General features: G+C 69.3%; 14 protein-coding genes. 2 read left to right on the forward strand and 12 right to left on the reverse strand.

Features of this window, described 5'->3' with window-relative positions:
- Nucleotides 1-39 precede the first annotated feature (39 nt).
- From EGK76_RS09035 to EGK76_RS09075, 9 genes are all read right to left on the reverse strand, one after another.
- Complete coding sequence (locus EGK76_RS09035) at nucleotides 40-936, reverse strand: hydroxymethylglutaryl-CoA lyase (protein WP_123832396.1); 897 nt, start codon at nucleotides 934-936, stop codon at nucleotides 40-42.
- Between the two features lie 2 nt (nucleotides 937-938).
- Nucleotides 939-2,912, reverse strand: a complete 1,974-nt coding sequence (locus EGK76_RS09040; RefSeq protein ID WP_123832395.1) for an acetyl/propionyl/methylcrotonyl-CoA carboxylase subunit alpha — start codon at nucleotides 2,910-2,912, stop codon at nucleotides 939-941.
- Nucleotides 2,905-3,708: an enoyl-CoA hydratase-related protein gene (locus EGK76_RS09045; protein WP_123832381.1), complete on the reverse strand. Its 804-nt coding sequence runs from the start codon at nucleotides 3,706-3,708 to the stop codon at nucleotides 2,905-2,907. The genes EGK76_RS09040 and EGK76_RS09045 overlap by 8 nt, the downstream gene beginning before the upstream one ends.
- A gap of 193 nt (nucleotides 3,709-3,901) precedes the next feature.
- The gene (locus EGK76_RS09050) at nucleotides 3,902-4,312 is read right to left on the reverse strand and encodes a hypothetical protein (RefSeq protein ID WP_096300460.1); all 411 of its coding nucleotides are present in this window, start codon (nucleotides 4,310-4,312) and stop codon (nucleotides 3,902-3,904) included.
- Nucleotides 4,309-4,890 (reverse strand): polymer-forming cytoskeletal protein, encoded by a 582-nt coding sequence (locus EGK76_RS09055; protein ID WP_123832382.1) that lies wholly within the window; start codon nucleotides 4,888-4,890, stop codon nucleotides 4,309-4,311. Before EGK76_RS09055 ends, EGK76_RS09050 begins: the two co-directional genes overlap by 4 nt.
- A gap of 193 nt (nucleotides 4,891-5,083) precedes the next feature.
- Nucleotides 5,084-6,691 (reverse strand): carboxyl transferase domain-containing protein, encoded by a 1,608-nt coding sequence (locus tag EGK76_RS09060; RefSeq protein WP_096297984.1) that lies wholly within the window; start codon nucleotides 6,689-6,691, stop codon nucleotides 5,084-5,086.
- Nucleotides 6,692-6,858: 167 nt separating this feature from the next.
- The gene (locus tag EGK76_RS09065) at nucleotides 6,859-7,197 is read right to left on the reverse strand and encodes a hypothetical protein (RefSeq protein WP_123832383.1); all 339 of its coding nucleotides are present in this window, start codon (nucleotides 7,195-7,197) and stop codon (nucleotides 6,859-6,861) included.
- Between the two features lie 317 nt (nucleotides 7,198-7,514).
- Nucleotides 7,515-7,850, reverse strand: a complete 336-nt coding sequence (locus EGK76_RS15665) for a hypothetical protein (protein ID WP_096297988.1) — start codon at nucleotides 7,848-7,850, stop codon at nucleotides 7,515-7,517.
- Nucleotides 7,851-7,976: 126 nt separating this feature from the next.
- Nucleotides 7,977-9,152, reverse strand: coding sequence for a thiolase family protein (locus tag EGK76_RS09075; RefSeq protein ID WP_123832384.1), 1,176 nt, complete (start codon nucleotides 9,150-9,152; stop codon nucleotides 7,977-7,979).
- 179 nt (nucleotides 9,153-9,331) lie between these two features.
- Between EGK76_RS09075 and EGK76_RS09080 the strand changes: the two genes are divergently transcribed.
- Nucleotides 9,332-12,190 carry an autotransporter serine protease gene (locus tag EGK76_RS09080; protein WP_123832385.1) on the forward strand — a complete coding sequence of 953 codons (2,859 nt, stop codon included), beginning with the start codon at nucleotides 9,332-9,334 and terminating at the stop codon, nucleotides 12,188-12,190.
- Between the two features lie 115 nt (nucleotides 12,191-12,305).
- Here the strand turns inward: EGK76_RS09080 and EGK76_RS09085 are convergent, their stop codons facing one another.
- The 3 genes from EGK76_RS09085 to EGK76_RS09095 form a co-directional block, all read right to left on the reverse strand.
- Nucleotides 12,306-13,463, reverse strand: a complete 1,158-nt coding sequence (locus tag EGK76_RS09085) for an isovaleryl-CoA dehydrogenase (protein ID WP_096297991.1) — start codon at nucleotides 13,461-13,463, stop codon at nucleotides 12,306-12,308.
- A gap of 140 nt (nucleotides 13,464-13,603) precedes the next feature.
- Nucleotides 13,604-14,704, reverse strand: coding sequence for a Glu/Leu/Phe/Val dehydrogenase dimerization domain-containing protein (locus EGK76_RS09090; protein ID WP_096297993.1), 1,101 nt, complete (start codon nucleotides 14,702-14,704; stop codon nucleotides 13,604-13,606).
- A 277-nt stretch (nucleotides 14,705-14,981) separates the two neighbouring features.
- Nucleotides 14,982-16,547, reverse strand: a complete 1,566-nt coding sequence (locus EGK76_RS09095) for a phospholipase D family protein (RefSeq protein ID WP_123832386.1) — start codon at nucleotides 16,545-16,547, stop codon at nucleotides 14,982-14,984.
- Between the two features lie 207 nt (nucleotides 16,548-16,754).
- On the opposite strand from EGK76_RS09095, the gene EGK76_RS09100 reads away from it, so the two are divergent.
- Complete coding sequence (locus EGK76_RS09100) at nucleotides 16,755-18,833, forward strand: C1 family peptidase (protein ID WP_123832387.1); 2,079 nt, start codon at nucleotides 16,755-16,757, stop codon at nucleotides 18,831-18,833.
- Nucleotides 18,834-19,944: the final 1,111 nt, after the last annotated feature.

Here is a 19,944-nt window from a genome sequence, read left to right on the forward strand (position 1 = left end):
AGGGCCGCGGCACGGAGGACGCAGCGCCTGCTTCCAGACTCATCCCCGCGCGGCGAGTGCCTGCCCGACCTTGCTGCCCGATGCGCGACCGAGCTTGGAGGCGAGCCAGTTGCCGGTTTCGGCGAGCCTGTCGAGATCGATGCCGGTACGCATGCCCATTCCGTGCAGCATGTAGACCACGTCCTCGCTGGCGACGTTGCCGCTGGCGCCCTTTGCGTACGGGCAGCCGCCGGCGCCGGAGACCGCGGAATCGATCACTGCGACGCCTTCCTCGAGGCACGCCAGCAGGTTGGCCAGCGCCTGGCCCCAGGTGTCGTGGAAATGCACCGCGAGCGCCGGCATCGGCACCTCGGCGGCGACGGCGCGCAGCATCGCGCGCGCTGCCACAGGCGTGCCCACGCCGATGGTGTCGCCGAGCGAGATCTCGTAGCAGCCCATCTCGTGCAGCGCACGCGCGACCCGGACCACGTCCGCCACCGGCACCGCGCCCTGGTAGGGACAGCCCAGCACGGTGGAGACGTAGCCACGCACCCGCACGCCATCGGCGCGTGCGCGGTCCAGCACGGGAGCGAAGCGCTGCAGCGACTCGGCGATCGATGCGTTGATGTTGGTCCGGTTGAAGGCTTCCGAGGCCGCGGTGAACACCGCGATCTCCGCGACCCCGGCTGCCCGCGCCCGGTCATACCCGGTTTCGTTGGGCACCAGGACCGGATAGGCGATGCCGGGGCGCCGGTCGATACCGGCATAGACCTCGGCGGCATCGGCCAGCTGCGGGACCCACTTCGGGCTGACGAAACTGGTCGCCTCGATGCTGCGCAGGCCGGTCGCCGACAACCGGTCGATCAGTTCGATCTTGTCGGCGGTCGAGACGAGGGTCTTCTCGTTCTGCAGGCCGTCGCGCGGTCCGACCTCGACGATGCGCACGTCCACCGGCAGGCTCATCCGAGCACCGCCAGCACCGCGTCCGCATCCACGAACTCGCCGGCCACCGCGCGAATCTCGGCGACGCTGCCGTCGCGTGGGGCCTTGAGCGCGAGTTCCATCTTCATCGCCTCCATGACCAGCAATGGCTGGCCGGCGACGACCGTGTCGCCCGCGGCGACCTGCACCGCGACGATGCGGCCCGGCATCGGCGCACGGACGCGATCGTCCCCGGCAGCGTCGGCGCCGGCGCTGCGGCGTGCACCGGCGATGTGGCGCAGGTCCAGCCGCGCCTGGCCGTCGTGGACCACGATGTGGTCCGGCCCGGCGATGACCGCGATGCGCGCGGCGCTGTCGTCGAAGCGCGCGCTGAGCACGCCGTCGACGAGCCGCGCACCAGCGACCGCGACAGCGCCGGAGGGGCCGTGCACCACGCGATCGTCCGCCGCGCCCGACACCGTGACCGGGAGCGGCTGGCCGCGATGCTCGAACATCAGCATGCGCGCGGGCGACGCGCCGAGGCGCCAGCTGTCATTGGCGGTCCAGGGCGACGGGTCCCCCGCGGGCGCCGCCTCGCCCAGCAGCCGGGCGACTGCCGCGGCGGCGACCAGACGCGCCGGCGGCACCACATCGGCGGAGGAGACGAACTCCTCGAGATGGCGGTCGAGATAGCCGGTATCGATGGTGGCGTCGACGATCGCCGGGTGGCGCACCAGGCGCTCGAGGAATTCGATGTTCGACTTTGGACCGACGATCCGGCACTGCGCGAGCGCCTCGCGCAGACGGGCGAGCGCGCGCGGCCGGTCCTGGTCCCAGACGATGAGCTTGGCGATCATCGGGTCGTAGAAGATCGTGACCGTGTCGCCTTCGACGACGCCGGAATCGACGCGGACATGGGCCGACGGCGGTGGCAGCCGCAGCGTGCGCAGCATGCCCGACGCGGGCAGGAACCCCGCATCGGGATCTTCCGCATACAGCCGCACCTCGATCGCATGGCCGATGCGCGGTACTTCGTCCTGCGCAAGCGGCAGGGGATCGCCGGCGGCGATCCGCAACTGCCACTCGACCAGATCCAGCCCGGTGGTGAGCTCGGTCACCGGATGCTCGACCTGCAGCCGGGTGTTGATCTCCATGAAATAGAAGTGGCCGGCCGGATCGACGATGAATTCGACCGTGCCTGCATTGGCGTAATCGATCGCGCGCGCTGCCAGGACCGCGGCCTCGCCCATCGCCGCGCGCAGTTCGGGCGTCAGGAACGGCGAGGGCGATTCCTCGAACACCTTCTGGTAGCGGCGCTGCGCCGAGCACTCGCGCTCGTTGAGGTGGATCACGCCGCCATGGCGGTCGCCGAACACCTGGATCTCGATGTGGCGCGGCGATTCGATGTAGCGCTCGAGCAGCACCCGGTCACGGCCGAAGGCGTTCTTCGCTTCGCGCTGGCAGCTCTCCAGATTGGGGATGAATTCCTCGAGCGTGCGGACGATGCGCATGCCCTTGCCACCGCCGCCGTGCGCGGCCTTGATCATCAGCGGGAAACCGATCCGCGCAGCCTCGCGCGCGAGCGTGGCCGGGGACTGGTCCTCGCCGGTGTAGCCGGGTACGACCGGTACTCCGGCCGCGGCCATCAGGTCCTTGGCCCCCGCCTTGCTGCCCATCTTGCGCATCGAGGCCGACGACGGCCCCACGAAGGTCAGCCCCGCCGCCTCGACCGCGTCGGCGAAGTCGGCGTTCTCACTGAGGAAGCCGTAACCCGGATGGATCGCCTGTGCCCCGGAGTTGCGCGCGACCTCGAGGATCGCATCGCCGCGCAGGTAGGAATCCTGCGGCCGCGGACCACCGATCGGGTAGGCCGCATCGGCCAGGCGCACGTGCTGGGCGTCGGCGTCGGCCTCCGAATACACCGCGATCGTGCGGATGCCGAGGCGGCGCGCGGTACGGATGATGCGGCAGGCGATCTCGCCGCGGTTGGCGATCAGCAGGGTGTCAAACATGGGCATCCTTTTCGCTCGTCGCCCATGTCGCCGGGCGCTTTTCCAGAAACGCGGTCAGGCCTTCCTGGCCCTCGGCCGAGACCCGCAGCGCGGCGATCAGCGAGGCGTTGTCCTGGTCGAGAAGATCGCGGTCGGTGGCAGCGGCGACGGCGCGCACCAGGCGCTTGGCGCCTGCGGCGGCGTTCGGGCCGGCTTTCAGCAGCAGTGCGATCTGCCGGTCCACCGCGGCATCGAGCGCGTCGGCCTCGACCACTTCATGCAGCAGCCCGATGCGCTGCGCCTGCGCCGCGTCGAAGAGCTCGGCGGTGGCGAAATAGCGCCGCGCATTGCGCGTGCCGATCGCCGCGACGACGTAGGGGGCGATCGTCGCCGGCAGCAGGCCGAGCCGGCTTTCGGTCAGGCCGAACTTCGCGCCCGGCACCCCGATCGCGATGTCGCAGCAGGCCACCAGCCCGACGCCGCCGCCAAAGGCAGCGCCGTGGACGCGCGCGATCGTCGGCTTCGGCAGCTCGTCGAGGGTCCGCATCAGGCGGGCGAGGGCGATTGCGTCCTCGCGGTTGTCGGCTTCGCTGGCCGCGGCCATGCTGCGCATCCAGTTGAGATCCGCGCCGGCCGAAAACGACGCGCCGGTGCCTTCGAGCACGACCACACGCACGTCCGGATCGCCGCCCACTGTGTCCAGCGCGGCGGTCAGCGTCGCGATCAGCGCCGCGTCGAAAGCGTTGTGCAGGGCAGGACGGTCCAGTCGAAGGCGCGCCACCGCGCCAGTGCGGACGAGGGTCAAAGCATCGGACATGCGCATCGGGTCCTGCAGAACGGTCCGGAATCATAACGAGTCGGGACGTGCGACCCATGCGGCGCTGCAAACATGCCGGCCGGGAGCGCGCGCTCGCGGGTGTGGCACTTGGCGTGAGGTGGGCCCGGGGACATCCGTGGGCGCGGTGCTGCGGCATGCGCCCCGGTGGTCGCCGCTTCCGCGGCGGGAGTGGCTAGGAGCGCCCGCGGCTCAGGGGCGAGCGTGTCGGACGGCGCATGTCGTTGGTCGGCGTGACCTCGACCGCCAGGCTGAAGGTGCGCTCGTCGCCGACCAGCAGCGCGCCGACACCGACCACCTGGCGGTTGATCTCCTTACCCGCCTCGTCGCGGATCACCAGTACCACCGAATATTCCCAGGCGCCGCCTTCGGCCGGATGCCGGATGCGGCCCTCGACCTCCAGCGCGGTGGTGGTCTCCTCGCGCTGCACCGCATGCCGCGCGACGATGGGCGAGGCCGGCGCGGCGTCGATCTTCAGATAGTGCTGGCACGCCGGACAGCGCGTGGCGCTGTCCAGGATCGTGGTCTTGCAGTGCGGACAGGTGCGCGTGGCACCTGCCGCGCCGGGACGGCTGCTCACGGTCAGGCGCTGGACTTGTCGTTGGCCGCCTTGTCCTTGGCTGCGCCGTTGCCGTTGCCGTTGCTGGCCGGCGCAGCCACGTCGTCCCAGCCGCATTCGATGTGGCCGCGGATCCTGGAACCCTTCGCGACCGTCAGCGAACCGGCCTTCAGGTCACCGGTGAGCACGGCGGAGTCGCGCAGTTCCACCAGCGAGGCCGATTCGATGTTGCCTTCGAGTTCGCCCGACACCAGCACCTGCTTGGCGCGCACGCCGCCGTTGAGCTTGGCGCCATGCTCGATGGTCAGATCGCCCTGCACGTTGACGTCGCCCTTGAAGCGGCCGGCAATGCGGATATCGCCCGAGCCCTCGATCTTGCCCTCGATGGTGAGGTCGGCGGCAATGATCGATTCCTTGCCGCTCGGCGCGGCCGGGCGTGCTGCAGGCGCCGGTGCGGCCTGCGGCGGCGTGGGCAGCGTGGCGGTCTGGAAGTCGGCAATCGCCGGGGACGCCGTGTCACGGGCCGGGACCGGCGGCGGCGCCGCGTCGGAGCCGAATATGGAGGAATCCTTCTTGGCGGTGCCGGACTGCGGGAAAATGGCCATGTCGCGCGTTACCTCTGAAAAGGACGGGGAGCGGAAAGGGACCGCTCGAAACAGGACTTCCGCGACGCCGCGGTCGGCAGCGCGGAAGCCGAGGCTAGCACGCGAACTGCGCTCTGCAGCGGCGCGCCACGCCGCGAAAGCGTGACCGCGCAAGCACTTGCCGCCTGTCGGGACCCGGCCCCGCGCTTTGCGCCTACATCCGGAAGACGCCGAAGCGCGCGGGCTCGATCGGTGCATTGAGCGAGGCCGCCAGGCCCAGGCCCAGCACCCGCCGGGTGTCGGCCGGATCGATGATGCCGTCGTCCCACAGGCGCGCGGTCGCATACCAGGGGCTGCCCTGGTGTTCGTACTGCTCACGGATCGGCTGCTTGAAGGCCTCTTCGTCCTCGGCGCTCCAGCTGCCGCCCTTGCCTTCGATACCGTCGCGGCGCACGGTCGCCAGCACGCTGGCCGCCTGTTCGCCGCCCATCACGCTGATGCGGGCGTTGGGCCACATCCACAGGAAGCGCGCGCCGTAGGCGCGTCCGCACATGGCGTAGTTGCCGGCGCCGAAGCTGCCGCCGATGACGATGGTGAACTTCGGCACGCTCGAACAGGCGACGGCGGTGACCATCTTCGCCCCGTCCTTGGCGATGCCGGCATTCTCGTATTTGCGGCCGACCATGAAGCCGGTGATGTTCTGCAGGAAGACCAGCGGAATGCCGCGCTGGTTGCACAGCTCGATGAAGTGCGCGCCCTTGAGCGCGCTCTCGCCGAACAGGATGCCGTTGTTGGCGACGACGCCCACCGGCATGCCATGTACATGGGCGAACCCGGTCACCAGCGTCTTGCCGTAGCGCGCCTTGAACTCCTGGAAGTCGCTGCCGTCGACGACGCGGGCGATGACCTCGCGGATGTCGAAGGGCCGACGCGTGTCCCTGGGCACGATGCCGTAGAGCTCCTCGGCCGGATACAGCGGTTCGACCGTCGCGCGCCGCGCCAGCCGGGTGACGCGCGGGCGGTTGAAGCTGCCGACGATGTCGCGCGCGATCTGCAGCGCGTCGGCATCGTCCTCGGCGAAGTGATCGACCACGCCCGACACGCTGGTGTGCACCTCGGCCCCGCCCAGCGCCTCGGCGTCCACCACCTCGCCGGTGGCCGCCTTCACCAGCGGCGGGCCGCCGAGAAAGATCGTGCCCTGCTCCTTGACGATCACCGACTCGTCGCACATGGCCGGTACGTATGCGCCGCCCGCGGTGCAGCTGCCCATGACCACGGCCACCTGGGGAATGTTCTCCGCCGACATCCGCGCCTGGTTGTAGAAGATCCGTCCGAAGTGCTCCCTGTCCGGGAACACCTCGTCCTGCAGCGGCAGGAACGCGCCGCCCGAATCGACCAGGTAGACGCAGGGCAGATGGTTCTCTCGAGCGATCTCCTGGGCACGCAGATGCTTCTTCACCGTCATCGGGAAGTAGGTGCCGCCCTTGACGGTCGCGTCGTTGGCCACGATGACGACTTCCAGCCCCTGCACGCGCCCGATACCGGCGACGACGCCTGCGGCCGGCGCCGCGCCGTCGTACATGTCCTCGGCCGCGAGTGGCGCGATCTCGAGGAACGGCGAGCCGGGGTCGAGGAGGGCGGTGATGCGATCGCGCGCCAGCAGCTTGCCGCGCGCGGTGTGCTTCGCCTGCGCGGCCTCGCCACCGCCCTGCGCCGCGCGCGCCAGCCGCTGCCGCAGTTCATCAACGAGCGCGCGGTGGTAGTCGGCGTTGTCGATGAAGTCCTGCGCGCGCGGATCGAGCTGCGAAGTGAGTGCGGGCATGCGGAAGGCACCTTGCGGGAAAACCGCAAGGATACGGAAGCGCGCGAGCGGCCGCAGGGGGCATGCGCAGCGTCTGTTGTGTGAAGGGAGGTGCAGTACGGCACGCACGCCCACCCCGAAATAAAAAGCCCGCCTGACGGCGGGCTTCCGGTCGGAGTAAGCGCTGCTCAGTTGTCGGCGCTTTCCTCGATGCGCTCGCCGGTGTTCTCGATCGCCTGGCCTGCCCTCTGGGTGGCCTCGCCGGTGGCGCGCCGGGCGTCTGCGGCCGCAGCGTCGGCGCGGACGGCTGCATCGTGCGCAGCCTCGCGGGTTTGCTGGGCCGCAGCATCGGCGGTCGCGCGCGCCGCGTCTGCGGTCGCGGAGGCGGCGCTCGAAATCGCCTGGCCGGCGGCTTCGTTGGCCTGCGCGGCTTCGGCGCGTTCGCGTTCCGCGTCGTTGGAATTGCTGCACGCGGCCAGCGCCAGCATCAGCGCTGCGGCGAGTACGTTGATCGGCTTGATCTGCATGGGCATGGGTCCTGAAGCGGTGGGAGCCCGGAGCATGAATGCGAGCAGGTGAGCGCCGTGCAAAGAAGTGGTGGTATCGGGACGGGGGGCAGCGCGAGTGGCGCTGCGGTGCATGCCGCTTGTGGCAAGTCTCTCGTGCGGGCCACTCGTAGATCAGCGGGTGCCGGGCGCACCGGCGCCGCGCGCATGTCGGCGCGCGAACTGCCGCCTTGCAGTTGCACTGCACTTCGATACGCCGCACCGCGCACAAAAAAGGCCGCCGGGCGAACCCGGCGGCCTTCGAATCCAAACGCGATGGCGTTACGCCATCGGATGAATTACGGAGCCACTTCTTCCGCAGCGTCGGCAGCGTCTTCAGCCTGCGACTCAGCGTGGTCGGCAGCGTCGGCAGCGTGCTCGGCGCCGTCGTTGGTGCCAGCAGCAGCGGCCTGGGCAGCAGCGTCAGCAGCGGCGTCGGCAGCAGCAGCCGCGTCGTCGGCAGCAGCCTGCGCGGTGCCGGCCAGCGCCGGATCCTGCGTCTCGTTGGCAGCAGCCTGAGCGTCGGCAGCGGCGTCGGCAGCGCCTTCAGCCGAGCTGTTGGCCTGCTCGGCGTTGCTGCAGGCGGCAAGCGCAAAACCCATGGCCAGGGCAAGCAGAGCCTTGTTGATCGTCATTGTGTCTTCCTCGTCTGAAAGTGTGGGCAACGCGCTTAATGCGCGCCGACGACATGATGACAAGCCGCGGACAGCTGTCAAGCGGGACGTGCGCCCTTTTTTCGTAAAAAACACGTTATCCGAAGTTCACACCATTTGCACGGCAATTGCGGTGGCTTCTCCGCCGCCGATGCAAAGGGTCGCTACGCCGCGCTGGAGGCCGCGCGACTGAAGCGCGTGGATCAGCGTGACGATGAGGCGCGCGCCGCTGGCACCGATCGGGTGGCCGAGGGCCAGTGCACCGCCATTCACGTTCAGCCGCTCATGCGGGATGCCCAGATCCTTCATCGGCGCCATCGCGACGTTCGCGAACGCCTCGTTGATCTCGAACAGGTCCACGTCCTCGACGCTCCAGCCGGCCTTGTCCAGCACGTTGCGAATCGCGGTGATCGGCGCGGTGGTGAACCACTCGGGTGCCTGCGAATGGCGCGCATGGGCAACGATACGCGCCAGCGGCTTGAGTCCGCGTGCCTGCGCTTCGTCGGCCGAGGTCAGCACCAGCGCCGCGGCGCCGTCGGAAATGCTCGACGAGCTGGCCGCAGTCAACCGGCCATCCTTGCCGAACGCCGCGCGCAGGGTGGGGATCTTCTCCACCTGGATGCGGCCGGGCTGTTCGTCCGTGTCGTAGGCCACCTCGCCCTTGCGCGAGGCGACGGTCACCGGAACGATCTCGGCCTTGAACGCGCCGGACTCGATCGCGTGCTTGGCGCGATTGGCGCTCTCGACCGCATAGGCATCCAGTTCCTCGCGGCTGAACCCGTACTTGGCACAGGCGATGTCGCCGAACACGCCCATCGACTTGCCGTCGTAGGGATTGGTGAGGCCGTCCCACGCCATGTGGTCGAGCATCTCGGCGCTGCCGTAACGGATGCCGGTGCGAGAACCGTTGAGCAGGTGCGGCGCATTGGTCATCGACTCCATGCCTCCGGCGACGACGAACCTGGCCGTGCCGGCCTTGATCAGGTCATGACCGAACATCACCGCCTGCATGCCCGAGCCGCAGACCTTGTTGATGGTCACGCAGCCGGCGGCATCGGGAATGCCCGCGGCGCGCGCAGCCTGGCGGGCCGGTGCCTGGCCGAGGCCGGCCGGCAACACGCAGCCGATGAGGGCTTCGTCGACGAGTTCCGGGGCTACACCTGCGTGTTCCAGCGCGGCAGTGATCGCGGTCGCGCCGAGCGTGGTCGTGGGCACGCCGGTGAACTGGCCGAGCATGGAACCGATGGGGGTGCGCTTGGCGCCGACGATGACGATGTCAGTCATTGGGGAGGAAACTCCGATAGGTGAACCGCACAGTGAAGTCGATTATCGCATCCGCGCCACTGCGAAGTCGCCGCGACCGGCCACCCGATGACAGCCGCCGCCCGTTGCAGGTATAGATGCGTCTGTGGGGATCACGCATGCAGGGGCGCTGCGCCTGCACCAGACTGGAGAAGGACACGATGTCGAATGCGATCACGGCGCGCACGGGCGCGACTACACGCCGCAGCCTGCTGGCTTGCGCACTGGCTACCGCGCTTGGCGCATGCGGCGGGGGCGGCTCGGGTGGAGGCCTGGTCGTGCTGGACCCGCCGCCGCCCGCAGCGCCCCCACCGGTGACACCGCCTCCACCACCCGTGACGCCACCACCGACGGTGGTCCAGCCGCCCAATCCCGCCTATAGCGGGCACCTTGCCGACACCAATACCTTCGCAGCGCACGAAGCCGGGTTTACCGGCCGCGGCGTCCGGATCGGCTTCATCGACAGCGGCGTCAACCGCAGGCACCCGGCGCTGCGCGACCGCGTCGTCGCCAACCTGGTGTACATCGGGCCGGGCAACAACCTGTCGGTGGACGACGTGTCGGGCCACGGCACCGCTGTTGCCCAGATCGCGGCCGGCCGCCCGTTCGGCACCTGGCCGGGCGGGGTGGCGCAGAACGCGGAGATCGTCTCGGCGCGCATCATCGGCGACAAGCCGCCCGAGGACGACGGCTCCGGAGCAGGCAACGAGATCGACGGCCCGCTGGGCCTGGAGCCGATCCATCGGGACCTGATCAACCGCAACGTCAAGGTCATGAACAATTCCTGGGGCGGGCTGTACTGGACGAACCTGGCCGTCACCGCGCAGATCGCCGCCGAGTACCGCCCCTTCATCGTCAACCACGGCGGTCTGGTGGTGTTCGCCTCGGGCAATGCGGGCTTCGCCAGCCCGACCGATACCGCTGCGCTGCCGAGCAAGCAGGGCACCGGCGGCAGCCTGCCTGCCGCGGATCTCGAACGCGGCTGGATCACGGTCTCGGCCCTGGCCGAAGGCAGTACGACCGCGCTGGCGAGCTATTCCAACGCCTGCGGCGTCGCGATGCGCTACTGCCTGGTGGCGCCGGGCACGGTGATCGTCACCGGCACCGACAACCCGCCCGACCAGCCCGATTACTGGCGCTACAGCGGCACCTCGCTGGCAGCGCCGCTGGTCTCGGGCGCCGCCGCGCTGGTGTGGGAAGCCTTCCCGTACTTCAACAACGATCTCGTGCGCCAGACGCTTCTTGGTACCGCGACCGACATCGGTGCGCCGGGCGTCGACCCGGTATTCGGCTACGGGGTGCTCGATGTGGGCAAGGCGGTCCTCGGCCCGGCGAAGTTCGACTGGGGCGACGTGACCGCGAACTTCAGCAGCGGCACTTCGACCTGGGGCAACGACATCCGCGGCAGCGGCGGACTGGTCAAGCGCGGCGGTGGCACGCTGCGGCTGAGCGGCGACGCCGGGTATGCCGGTGCGACGCGCGCCGAGGGCGGCACCCTGGCGTTCGTTTCGTCCTCGATTCCCGGCGCGGCCACGGTGGAATCGGGCGCCACGCTGCAGCTCGGCGGCAGCCGCGTCGGTGGCGATCTGGTCAACCGCGGCACCTTCGCCGTCACCGGCAACGTGCCTGCACGCACCATCGCCGGCAACTTCCAGCAGGCCGATTCCGCCCGTCTCGCCTGGCAGATCGGCGCGCCGCTGCAGGTCACCGGCACGGCCAGCCTCGCCGGCGAGCTGCAGGTCACCGGCATCATCGGCGGCTACACGCTGCAGCGGCGCGAGACCGTCGTGGAAGCCGTCGGCGGCATCACCGGGCGATTCGGCAGCCTGACCCGCGGCCCGGGCGTGTTTCTCGAAGGCAACCTGCGCTATGACACCAATCTCGCCTGGATCGATGTCATTCGCCTCGACGTGACCGCGACCGCCGCCTCGCTGGCGGGCATCACCCCGCAGTCGCTGGGCGCGGCGCAGCGCGTGGAGGGCGCGTTCGAGCAGATCGACGGGCAGGCGCTCGTGGGCAGCGGCCCGATTGCCGATGGTTTCATCCGCACCGCCGGGGCCTTCCAGGGCATCCAGGGCGAAGCGGCGGCGCTTGCGGCGCTCGACAGCCTGTCGGGCGCGCAACATGCCGCGGCATTGACGACGACGTTCGACAACGTCGACATGGGGCGGCGCGTGGTGGCGTCGCGTGTCGGCGCGCTGGCCGCGTCCGGCGCCGGCACCGGCCTCTGGCAGGAAACGCTGGGGCAGGGCGGTAGTGGCGGCTTCGCCCGCGACGGTTTCAGCGTCGACGGCTGGAGCATCGGCCGCGACCATCGGCTCGGCAACGGGCTGGTGGCCGGCTTTGCGTTCGGCGAACTGCGCGGCGACGGCCTCGCCGCGGCGCGCGGCGATCGCAACCGCGACCGGCAGACCCAGGCGCAGGCATATCTGGCGCGCAGCTTCGGCAACAGCTATGTGATGGCGCAGCTCGGCAGCGGCCGCTTCGACCGCGACATGCAGCGCCAGCTCTTCGCCGGCGCCGGCTGGCAGGGCGTCTCCACGCGCTACGCCGGCAGCTACACCCAGGCGGCGGTCGAAGCCGGCCATCACTGGCAGGTCGGCGCGGCCGAGTTCGGGCCGTATCTGGGCGCCGAACAGGTGCGCCTGCGCAGCGACGGCTTCGACGAGCGCGGCGGTGACGGCTTCGGTCTGCGCAGCAGCGGCTGGGACGTCCAGCGCAGCCAGGCGATCGCCGGCCTGCGGGCGCGCTGGGATGCGCCCGGCTTCTCGCTGCATGGCTATGGCGAGTGGCAGCAGACCCTGTCGTCGAGCGGCTTCGATCTCCAGGCGAGCTTCACCGGCATCGAAGCCTGGGCGCCGATCGCGGGTCTGGAGCCGGCGCGTTCGGGCGGGCTGCTGGGCCTGGCGCTGGAATCCTGGCTGTCACCGCGCACGCGGATGATGCTGGGCCTCGACCAGCGGTTCGGGCCGCGTGGCAGCGACCGCATGGCCTCGATGCAACTGGCCTACGGGTTCTGAGCCGGCGTTTCAGCAGGCAAAAAGAAGGCCGCCTGCGGGCGGCCTTCTCGTTAGTGGGGGCCGCGGTCGCGAATCGCGAATGTCGGCCCCTCGGGCATACGCGCGGAGAGCCCGCTCAGCTCCTGCCGTCGAACAGCTCCCGCCCGATCAGCATGCGACGGATCTCGTTGGTGCCGGCGCCGATCTCGTAGAGCTTGGCGTCGCGCAGGATGCGGCCGGTCGGGTACTCGTTGATGTAGCCGTTGCCGCCGAGTGTCTGGATCGCCTCGAGCGCGACGCGCACCGCGGCTTCCGAGGCATGCAGCAGGCAGCTCGCCGCGTCAACGCGCGAGGCATGGCCGGCGTCGAAATCGCGCGCCACCTGGTAGGCGAACGCGCGGCTCGACTGCAGCGACGTGTACATGTCGGCGATCTTGGCCTGCATGATGCCGAAGGTGCCGATGGCCACGTCGAACTGCTTGCGTTCGCGCACATAGGGCAGGGCGATGTCGAGCGCCGACTGCATCAGCCCCAGCGGCCCGCCGGTCAGCACCAGGCGTTCGGTGTTGAGGCCGCGCATCAGCACCTTGACCCCGCCGTTGACCTCGCCCAGCACGTTCTCGGCCGGAATCTCGCAGTCCTCGAACACCAGCTCGCAGGTGTTGGAGCCGCGCATGCCGAGCTTGTCGAGCTTCTGCGCGGTGCGGAAGCCTGGCATGCCCTTCTCGACTAGGAAGGCGGTCATGCACTTGCTGCCCGCGTCCTTGCCGGCGGTGCGCATGTAGACGATCAGTACGTCGGCCTCGGGGCCGTTGGTGATCCACATCTTGTTGCCGTTGGCGACCCAGCGGTCGCCGCGCAGCTCCGCGCGGCAGGCCATCGAACCGACGACGTCGGAGCCCGCCCCCGGCTCGCTCATCGCCAGCGCGCCCTTCCATTCGCCGCTGCAGAGTTTCGGCAGGTACTTCTGTCGCTGCGCTTCGGTGGCGTTTGCGTAGAGGTTGGCCACGCACAGATTGGAATGCGCGCCGTAGCTCAGGCCGATCGAGCCCGATGCCCGCGAGATCTCTTCCATCGCGACGAGGTGGGCCAGATAGCCCATCTCGCTGCCGCCGTATTCGCCGGGCACGGTCATGCCGAGCAGGCCCAGCTCGCCAAGCTTCGGCCACATGTCCTGCGGAAAGGCATTTTCGTGGTCGATGGCCTCGGCGCGCGGGGCGATCTCGGCGTCAGCGAAACGGCGTACCGCGTCGCGCAACGCGTCGAGTTCTTCGCCGAGCGGGAAAGTACGCATCTCTACTCCTGGGGAAAACCATGGCGGGCGGCGACGCAGCGGCGCGGCGTCGGAACGCGGCGGTGGATGTGCATCTGCAGCATCCGCCGCGCCCGGATACGACGATGGGGCCGAAGCCCCATCGCGTGTACTGCGTTGACTCAGGCGCCGCGCACGCGGCCCTGGAAACGGGGCTGCGCCCGGCCCAGCGGCAGCTTGAGCTTGCCCATGATCTCGATGCGTTCTTCGGCGAGGCGGTCGGCGGCCATGTAGGTCGGAATGCCGTCGCGCTGGGAGATCTCGAAGATGCGCGTGAGGTTGTGGTAGATCGTGCGCATCATGCGCATCGCGCGTTCGCGGTTGTAGCCGTCGATCTCGAGCGAGACGTTCATCACGCCGCCCGCGTTGACCGCGTAGTCGGGCGCATAGAGAATGCCGCGCCGTTCGACTTCGTCGCCGATCGCGTTGTTGGCGAGCTGGTTGTTGGCCGCGCCGCAGATGATCTTGGCCTTCAGGCGCGGCAGCGTCTTCTCGTTGACCGTGCCGCCCAGCGCGCACGGCGAGTAGACGTCGGCGTCGACGTCGTAGATCTCGTCCAGGCCCACCGCTTCGGCGCCGTACTCGCTGACCGCGCGCTCGACGCGATCCTTGTTGATGTCGGTGACGAAGATCTTCGCGCCGCGCTCCTTGAGCAGCTTCACGAACTCGATGCCCACGTGGCCCAGGCCCTGCACCGCGTAGCTGTAGTTGCCCACGTCTTCGTTGCCGAACTTGCGATTCAGCGAGGCCAGCAGACCCTGCATGGTGCCGTAGGCGGTGAACGGCGACGGATCGCCCGAGCCGCCATGGACCTGGTGCACGCCGGTCACGAACTGGGTTTCGCGGTAGACGAATTCCATGTCGTTGACGTCGATGCCGACGTCCTCGGCGGTGATGTAGCGGCCGCCCAGCGATTCGACGAACTGGCCGAACGCACGGAACAGGCCTTCGGACTTGTCGGTGGCCGGATCGCCGATGATCACCGCCTTGCCGCCGCCGATGTTCAGGCCGGCCACCGCGTTCTTGTAGGTCATGCCGCGCGACAGGCGCAGCACGTCATTGAGCGCGTCCTGCTCGGATTCGTAGGGCCACATGCGGGTACCGCCCAGTGCCGGACCCAGCACGGTGTTGTGGATCGCGATGATCGCCTTCAGACCCACGTCCTTGTTGTGACAGAACACGACCTGTTCGTGGCCGTAGGTGTCGAGGTGCTCGAAAATCATTCAAAACTCCGTCACGGGCGTCAGGCCCGATTTCAGGGGAGGGTCCCGGAAGGCGATGCGGCCCGGTCACGAGGACCGGTCGGGTTCAGCGGCGCCGCAAGGCGAGTGAGCGCGGCATTTTACGCGGGTCGTCCGGCAATTGGTTGAATGTGCAACTGCTTGCTGAAAATGCTTGTGGAATCAATCGCATGCGCCGCGTGAAAGGCGCGCTGAACAGGGCATTTTTCGTGGTGCATCGCAGCAACCGCGGGCACCTCATGCGTCCACTCGCGGACGCTTACAACTGGGATTCGATCGGCAGCCAGCGCACGACACTGGCGATCAGCCGCTGCAGGCGAGTGCTGTCGGGTTCGGTGGTCAGCACCACCGGCGGATCCTCGGCGCGGTCCAGCCAGCGCGTGCGCCCGTCCGCGTCGAGGAACACCCAGTAGCTCATGCCCGGCGAGGTGAGGTGGCGGAATTCCTCGAACAGGGCGGCGCCCAGCGCGGCATCGTCGAACATCACGCCCATCTCGGTGTTGAGGTTGGCCGAGCGCGGGTCGAGGTTGAACGAGCCGACGAACCCATGGCGGCCATCCACCAGCGTGGCCTTGGTGTGCAGACTGGCGCTGCTGTTGCTGCCGAAGAGGCTTCTGGCTCCCCTGGTATCGGCCCGGCTGCGGGTCTCGAACAGGTGCACGCCGCCCTCGAGCAATGGCTTGCGATAGCGCAGATAGCCGCCGTGCACCGCGAGGACATCGTTGGCGGCCAGCGAGTTGGTGACCACCGACACGTCGACACCGCGCTCGGCCATGGCCACCAGACCTTCGGTGCCCTCCACCCCGGGCACGAAGTAGGGCGAGATCAACAGCACGCTGGCCTTGGCCTGTCTGATGTCGCGCAGCAGATACTCGACCAGCCAGCTCTCGCGATCATCGCCGCGCCACTTGATCGGCGGGTCGGACAGGATCTGGATGTGTTTGCTCCAGATCGGCTTGAGCTCGCCGGAGAAATAGCCACGCACGCTCGGCGACAGGTCCATCGCGTCCAGGAAGCGGCGCGCCTCCTCGCTCTCCGACTCTTCCTGGATATGCTCGAGCACCGCGCGGATCGTCGCCGGGGGCTTGCGGTTGAGTGCTTCGATCGGGATCGCCGCCTCGCTGTTCCAGAACTCGTCGAAGATCGCGTTGGCATCGTCCACCGCGGGGCCGAACAGCACCATGTCCAGATCGTGGAAGTTGAATTCCTCGGCGGCGCTGAAGTACTCCACGCCAATGTTGCGGCCGCCCACCACCGCCACGCGGCCGTCGGCGATCCAGGACTTGTTGTGCATGCGGTGGTTCACGCCCCAGGCGCGCTGCACCATCTCCAGCAGGCGCATCACCCCGGTGCGGTTGCGGAACGGGTTGTAGACGCGCAGCTCGATGTTTTCGTGCGAATCCATCGCCAGCAGCGTCGCGTCCATATCGCTGATGCCCATGTCGTCGAGCAGGATGCGTACGCGCACGCCGCGCTCGGCGGCCAGCCAGACTTCGTTGGCGAGCATCCGCCCGGTCAGGTCGTTGCGCCAGATGTAGTACTGCAGATCGAGGCTGCGCCCGGCCTGGCGCGCGGAGATCGCCCGCGCGGCATAAGCGTCCACCCCGTCGGACAACATGATCGCGCCGGTCTCGCCCGGGTGCCGCTCCAGCAGCGGCACCAGCTCGCGGTCGAGCGCGGTCTGGTTGTTGGACAGCGGCAGCGTGTAGCTCGGTCGTCCGGAGGCGGGCGGCAGCAACCGATCGGCGACGAAGATGCTGCTGACCGCCATGACCAGCAGCGTGAACAGGCCCCAGGCGATCAGTTTCTTGACGCGTTTCTTCATGGACGGCGCTTCGTGGTCGTCGCGCAAGCATCGCAGAACCGGTGATTCCGCGCCTCATCGCAGGTCGCGGCGGGTGCGACACGGCGGATGCAGTCTGTGTACCGCGCGACCGTCACCGATGCGTCTGCACACTCGGGGCGGGATCCGTCGCAGCTGTCCGCCCGGGCGCACCGGGCTTGTTCGCTCATCGCGTACCACGGAGGTTCCATGGCCACGACCAGGGCCGGCGCGCGACGCGCCACCAGACCAGCAGCCATCGCGCGCCTGCTCGACGCGCGCCCCGACACTGCCGATTTCCGCGACCGCATGTTCGAGCCCACGCTCGTCGACGTGCCCAGCGAAATGCCGCTGGCGCGCTTCACCAGGCTCGGCGTGCCGGTTCTCGACCAAGGCGAGCAGGGCGAGTGCACCGCCTACGGCCTGGCGACGGTGGCGCATACGCTACTGCGCCGGCGCCGGCCCGAGCCGGTGAAGCTGCGCATGAGCACCCGGATGCTCTACGACATGGCGCGCCGCTACGACGAGTGGGAAGGCGAGGACTACGACGGCTCGAGTTGCCGCGGCGCGATGAAGGGCTGGCACCGCCACGGTGTCTGCGCCGAGGAATGCTGGCCGGACACGCCGGGTCCGCTGCCTGGCGTCTACACCGAGGAACGGGCGCGTGCAGCGCAGGAACATCCGCTGGGCGCCTATTACCGGGTCAATCACAAGGATCTGGTCGCGATGCACGCCGCATTCGCCGAGGCGGGCGTGCTGTATGCATCGGCGGCCGTGCACGACGGCTGGCTGGCGCCGCCGGCGACCGGCGTCGTCGAATGGGCCGAACAGCCGGTCGCCGGCTACCACGCCTTCGCGATCGTCGGCTACGACCGCGAAGGCTTCTGGATCCAGAACTCCTGGGGGAGACGCTGGGGCAAGCGCGGCTACGGCTGGGTGAGCTACGACGAGTGGCTGCAGCGCGGCGTCGACATCTGGGTGGCGCGGCTGGCGGTGCCGGTCAGGCTGCAGCGGGCGCAGGCGGTTGCGGCGAGCAATTCCATCCTCGCCCGGCAGTCGAACGGGTATTCCCAGGCCGACCTGCGCCCACACATCGTCAGTCTCGGCAACGACGGCCGGCTGCGCACCACTGGCCGCTTCGGCACCGGGCAGGACGAAGTGCGCAACCTCATCCGCGAGGATCTGCCGCGCATCACCCGCGACTGGCCGGTCAAGCGGGTGATGCTCTACGTCCACGGCGGCCTGGTGCCCGAGCAGGCCGCGATCCAGCGGGTTGCCGACCTCTGCGAGCTGATGCTGCCCCAGCAGGTGTATCCCCTGTGCTTCGTCTGGAAGACCGATTTCTGGAGCACGCTCGGCAACCTCCTGCGCGACGCCGTGCGCCCCCGCACCGAGGGCCTGATGGACCGGGCCAAGGGTCTGCTGCTGGACCGCATCGACAACACCATCGAACCGCTGGCGCGCGTGCTGGGTGGCCAGGCGCTGTGGGAGGAGATGAAGGAGAACGCGCGGCTGGCCACGACTGCGGTGGTGCGCGATGGCGACGGGCTGACCGAGGCCGGTGGTGCGGCCCAGGTGGCGCGCCTGCTCGGCGAATGGATGCAGGCCGATCCCGCGGTCGAACTGCACCTGGTGGGCCACAGCGGCGGCGCCGTGCTGCTGGCCCCGCTCGCGCAACTGCTGACCACGCACGGCCCCGTCCCCGACGGCCCGGCCGCGGGCATGCTCGGCATCGGCCAGCGCATCGCCAGCCTCAACCTGTGGGCGCCGGCAATGACGATGGCCCTGTTCGAAGCGAGCTTCGCCCCGGCGCTGGCCGACGGGCGCATCGACCGCGCTGCGCTGTTCACCCTGACCGACCGCGCCGAACAGGACGACCACTGCGCGCGGATCTACAACAAGTCGCTGCTGTATCTCATCGCCCACGCCCTGGAGGCCCGCGCGCGCAGCTGGGTGCGCGCCGAACATCGCCACGGCACGCCGTTGCTGGGCATGGCGCGCTTCATCGAGCCCCATGGCGGTATCCGCGATCTGCTGGCAACCGGCAGGCTGGACTGGATCCAGGCGCCAGTGCAGGGCGAGCCCGCACATGCCGCCAATGGCAGCGCGGCGACCACCCACGGCGGCTTCGACGAAGATCCGGCGACGCTGCAGGCCACGCTCGCACGCATTCTGGGCCAGCCCGGCCAGGCCCAGGGCCGCATACGCCTTCACCGCAGTGAAGCCGGCCTGGAGGACTGCCGCCATCGCCTGTGCGAAGCGCTCGAATCACAGCCGATAAGACGCTGATGCAGCGTCTCTTCCTGGACAGTCGGTTCGAAGCGTAGCGAGTGAGGGAGGGGCTTTCGGCTTTCGGCTTCGGGATCCTGCGCGTCCCGGGGAAGAAAAGGGGGCACGTCCACGGGGCCATTGGGAAGCAGAGGCCGCGAGGACGCTGCGCCTCTCCCTCCGGGAGAGGCCGACGCGCGAAGCGCGGCGGGTGAGGGTGGGGACGCCCCCTTGAACTTTCGGGAGGGTGACGCAGCCCAGAGGGGACACCTGTGAGGCGCGCGCGCTGGCTCAGGGATCGCCGGGCCGCTGCCCTCACCCCAACCCCTCTCCCAGGGGGAGAGGGGCTTGAGGCGCCCCGGCCGCGACCCCCTCGTGGGGAGAGGGGCTCTCGTTGGAACAGAGGCTCTCGTGGGGAGAGAGCCTTGAGCCGTCCTCGCCCGATCACAACGTTCCAAAAGGAGAGGGGCACGTCCATCGAGCCGTTTGCAGGCAGAGGGCTCGCGGCCCCTGCGCCTCTCCCTCAGGGAGAGGCCGACGCGCGAAGCGCGGCGGGTGAGGGTGGGGACGCCCCCTTGAACTTTCCGGAGGTGCGAGGCCAGACGGGACACCCGAAGACGCTGCGACGATGGGGTCAGGGGATCGTCGGGCCGGCTGCCCTCACCCCAACCCCTCTCCCGGGGGAGAGGGGCTTGAGCAGCCTCCAGCCCTCTCCCCGGGGAAGGGGCTTGAGCCCTCTCCTGCGTGCGATCGAATGCAGGTCCTCGAGTAGTACCGGCTCGGCAGCGCTTCAACCCTTTGCTGTGGAAAGCGGCCGCGCGCCGTGCTCATCCCGAACATCGCTTCGAAAAGGAGGCGGCTCGTTCTACGCGCCGGCGCCGAGGCGTTCGAGAAGCTGCGCCTCTCCCTCAGGGAGAGGCCGACGCGCGAAGCGCGGCGGGTGAGGGTGGGGACGCCCCCTTGAACTTTCCGGAGGGTGACGCAGCCCAGAGGGGACACCTGTGAGGCGCGCGCTGGCTCAGGGATCGCCGGGCCGGCTGCCCTCACCCCAACCCCTCTCCCAGGGGGAGAGGGGCTTGAACTGCCTCGCGCCTCTCCCTCAGGGAGAGGCCGACGCGCGAAGCGCGGCGGG

The sequence above is a fragment of the Luteimonas sp. 100069 genome, from assembly GCF_003813845.1.
Classification (GTDB): Bacteria; Pseudomonadota; Gammaproteobacteria; order Xanthomonadales; family Xanthomonadaceae; genus Luteimonas; species Luteimonas chenhongjianii.

Bases quoted from the DNA above. Each gene is read 5' to 3' on its own strand.
- EGK76_RS09040 (WP_123832395.1), bottom strand. From the start codon at position 2,912: ATGTTTGACACCCTGCTGATCGCCAACCGCGGCGAGATCGCCTGCCGC.
- EGK76_RS09045 (WP_123832381.1), bottom strand. From the start codon at position 3,708: ATGTCCGATGCTTTGACCCTCGTCCGCACTGGCGCGGTGGCGCGCCTT.
- EGK76_RS09055 (WP_123832382.1), bottom strand. From the start codon at position 4,890: ATGGCCATTTTCCCGCAGTCCGGCACCGCCAAGAAGGATTCCTCCATA.
- EGK76_RS09060 (WP_096297984.1), bottom strand. From the start codon at position 6,691: ATGCCCGCACTCACTTCGCAGCTCGATCCGCGCGCGCAGGACTTCATC.
- EGK76_RS09065 (WP_123832383.1), bottom strand. From the start codon at position 7,197: ATGCAGATCAAGCCGATCAACGTACTCGCCGCAGCGCTGATGCTGGCG.
- EGK76_RS15665 (WP_096297988.1), bottom strand. From the start codon at position 7,850: ATGACGATCAACAAGGCTCTGCTTGCCCTGGCCATGGGTTTTGCGCTT.
- EGK76_RS09075 (WP_123832384.1), bottom strand. From the start codon at position 9,152: ATGACTGACATCGTCATCGTCGGCGCCAAGCGCACCCCCATCGGTTCC.
- EGK76_RS09080 (WP_123832385.1), top strand. From the start codon at position 9,332: ATGTCGAATGCGATCACGGCGCGCACGGGCGCGACTACACGCCGCAGC.
- EGK76_RS09085 (WP_096297991.1), bottom strand. From the start codon at position 13,463: ATGCGTACTTTCCCGCTCGGCGAAGAACTCGACGCGTTGCGCGACGCG.
- EGK76_RS09090 (WP_096297993.1), bottom strand. From the start codon at position 14,704: ATGATTTTCGAGCACCTCGACACCTACGGCCACGAACAGGTCGTGTTC.
- EGK76_RS09095 (WP_123832386.1), bottom strand. From the start codon at position 16,547: ATGAAGAAACGCGTCAAGAAACTGATCGCCTGGGGCCTGTTCACGCTG.
- EGK76_RS09100 (WP_123832387.1), top strand. From the start codon at position 16,755: ATGGCCACGACCAGGGCCGGCGCGCGACGCGCCACCAGACCAGCAGCC.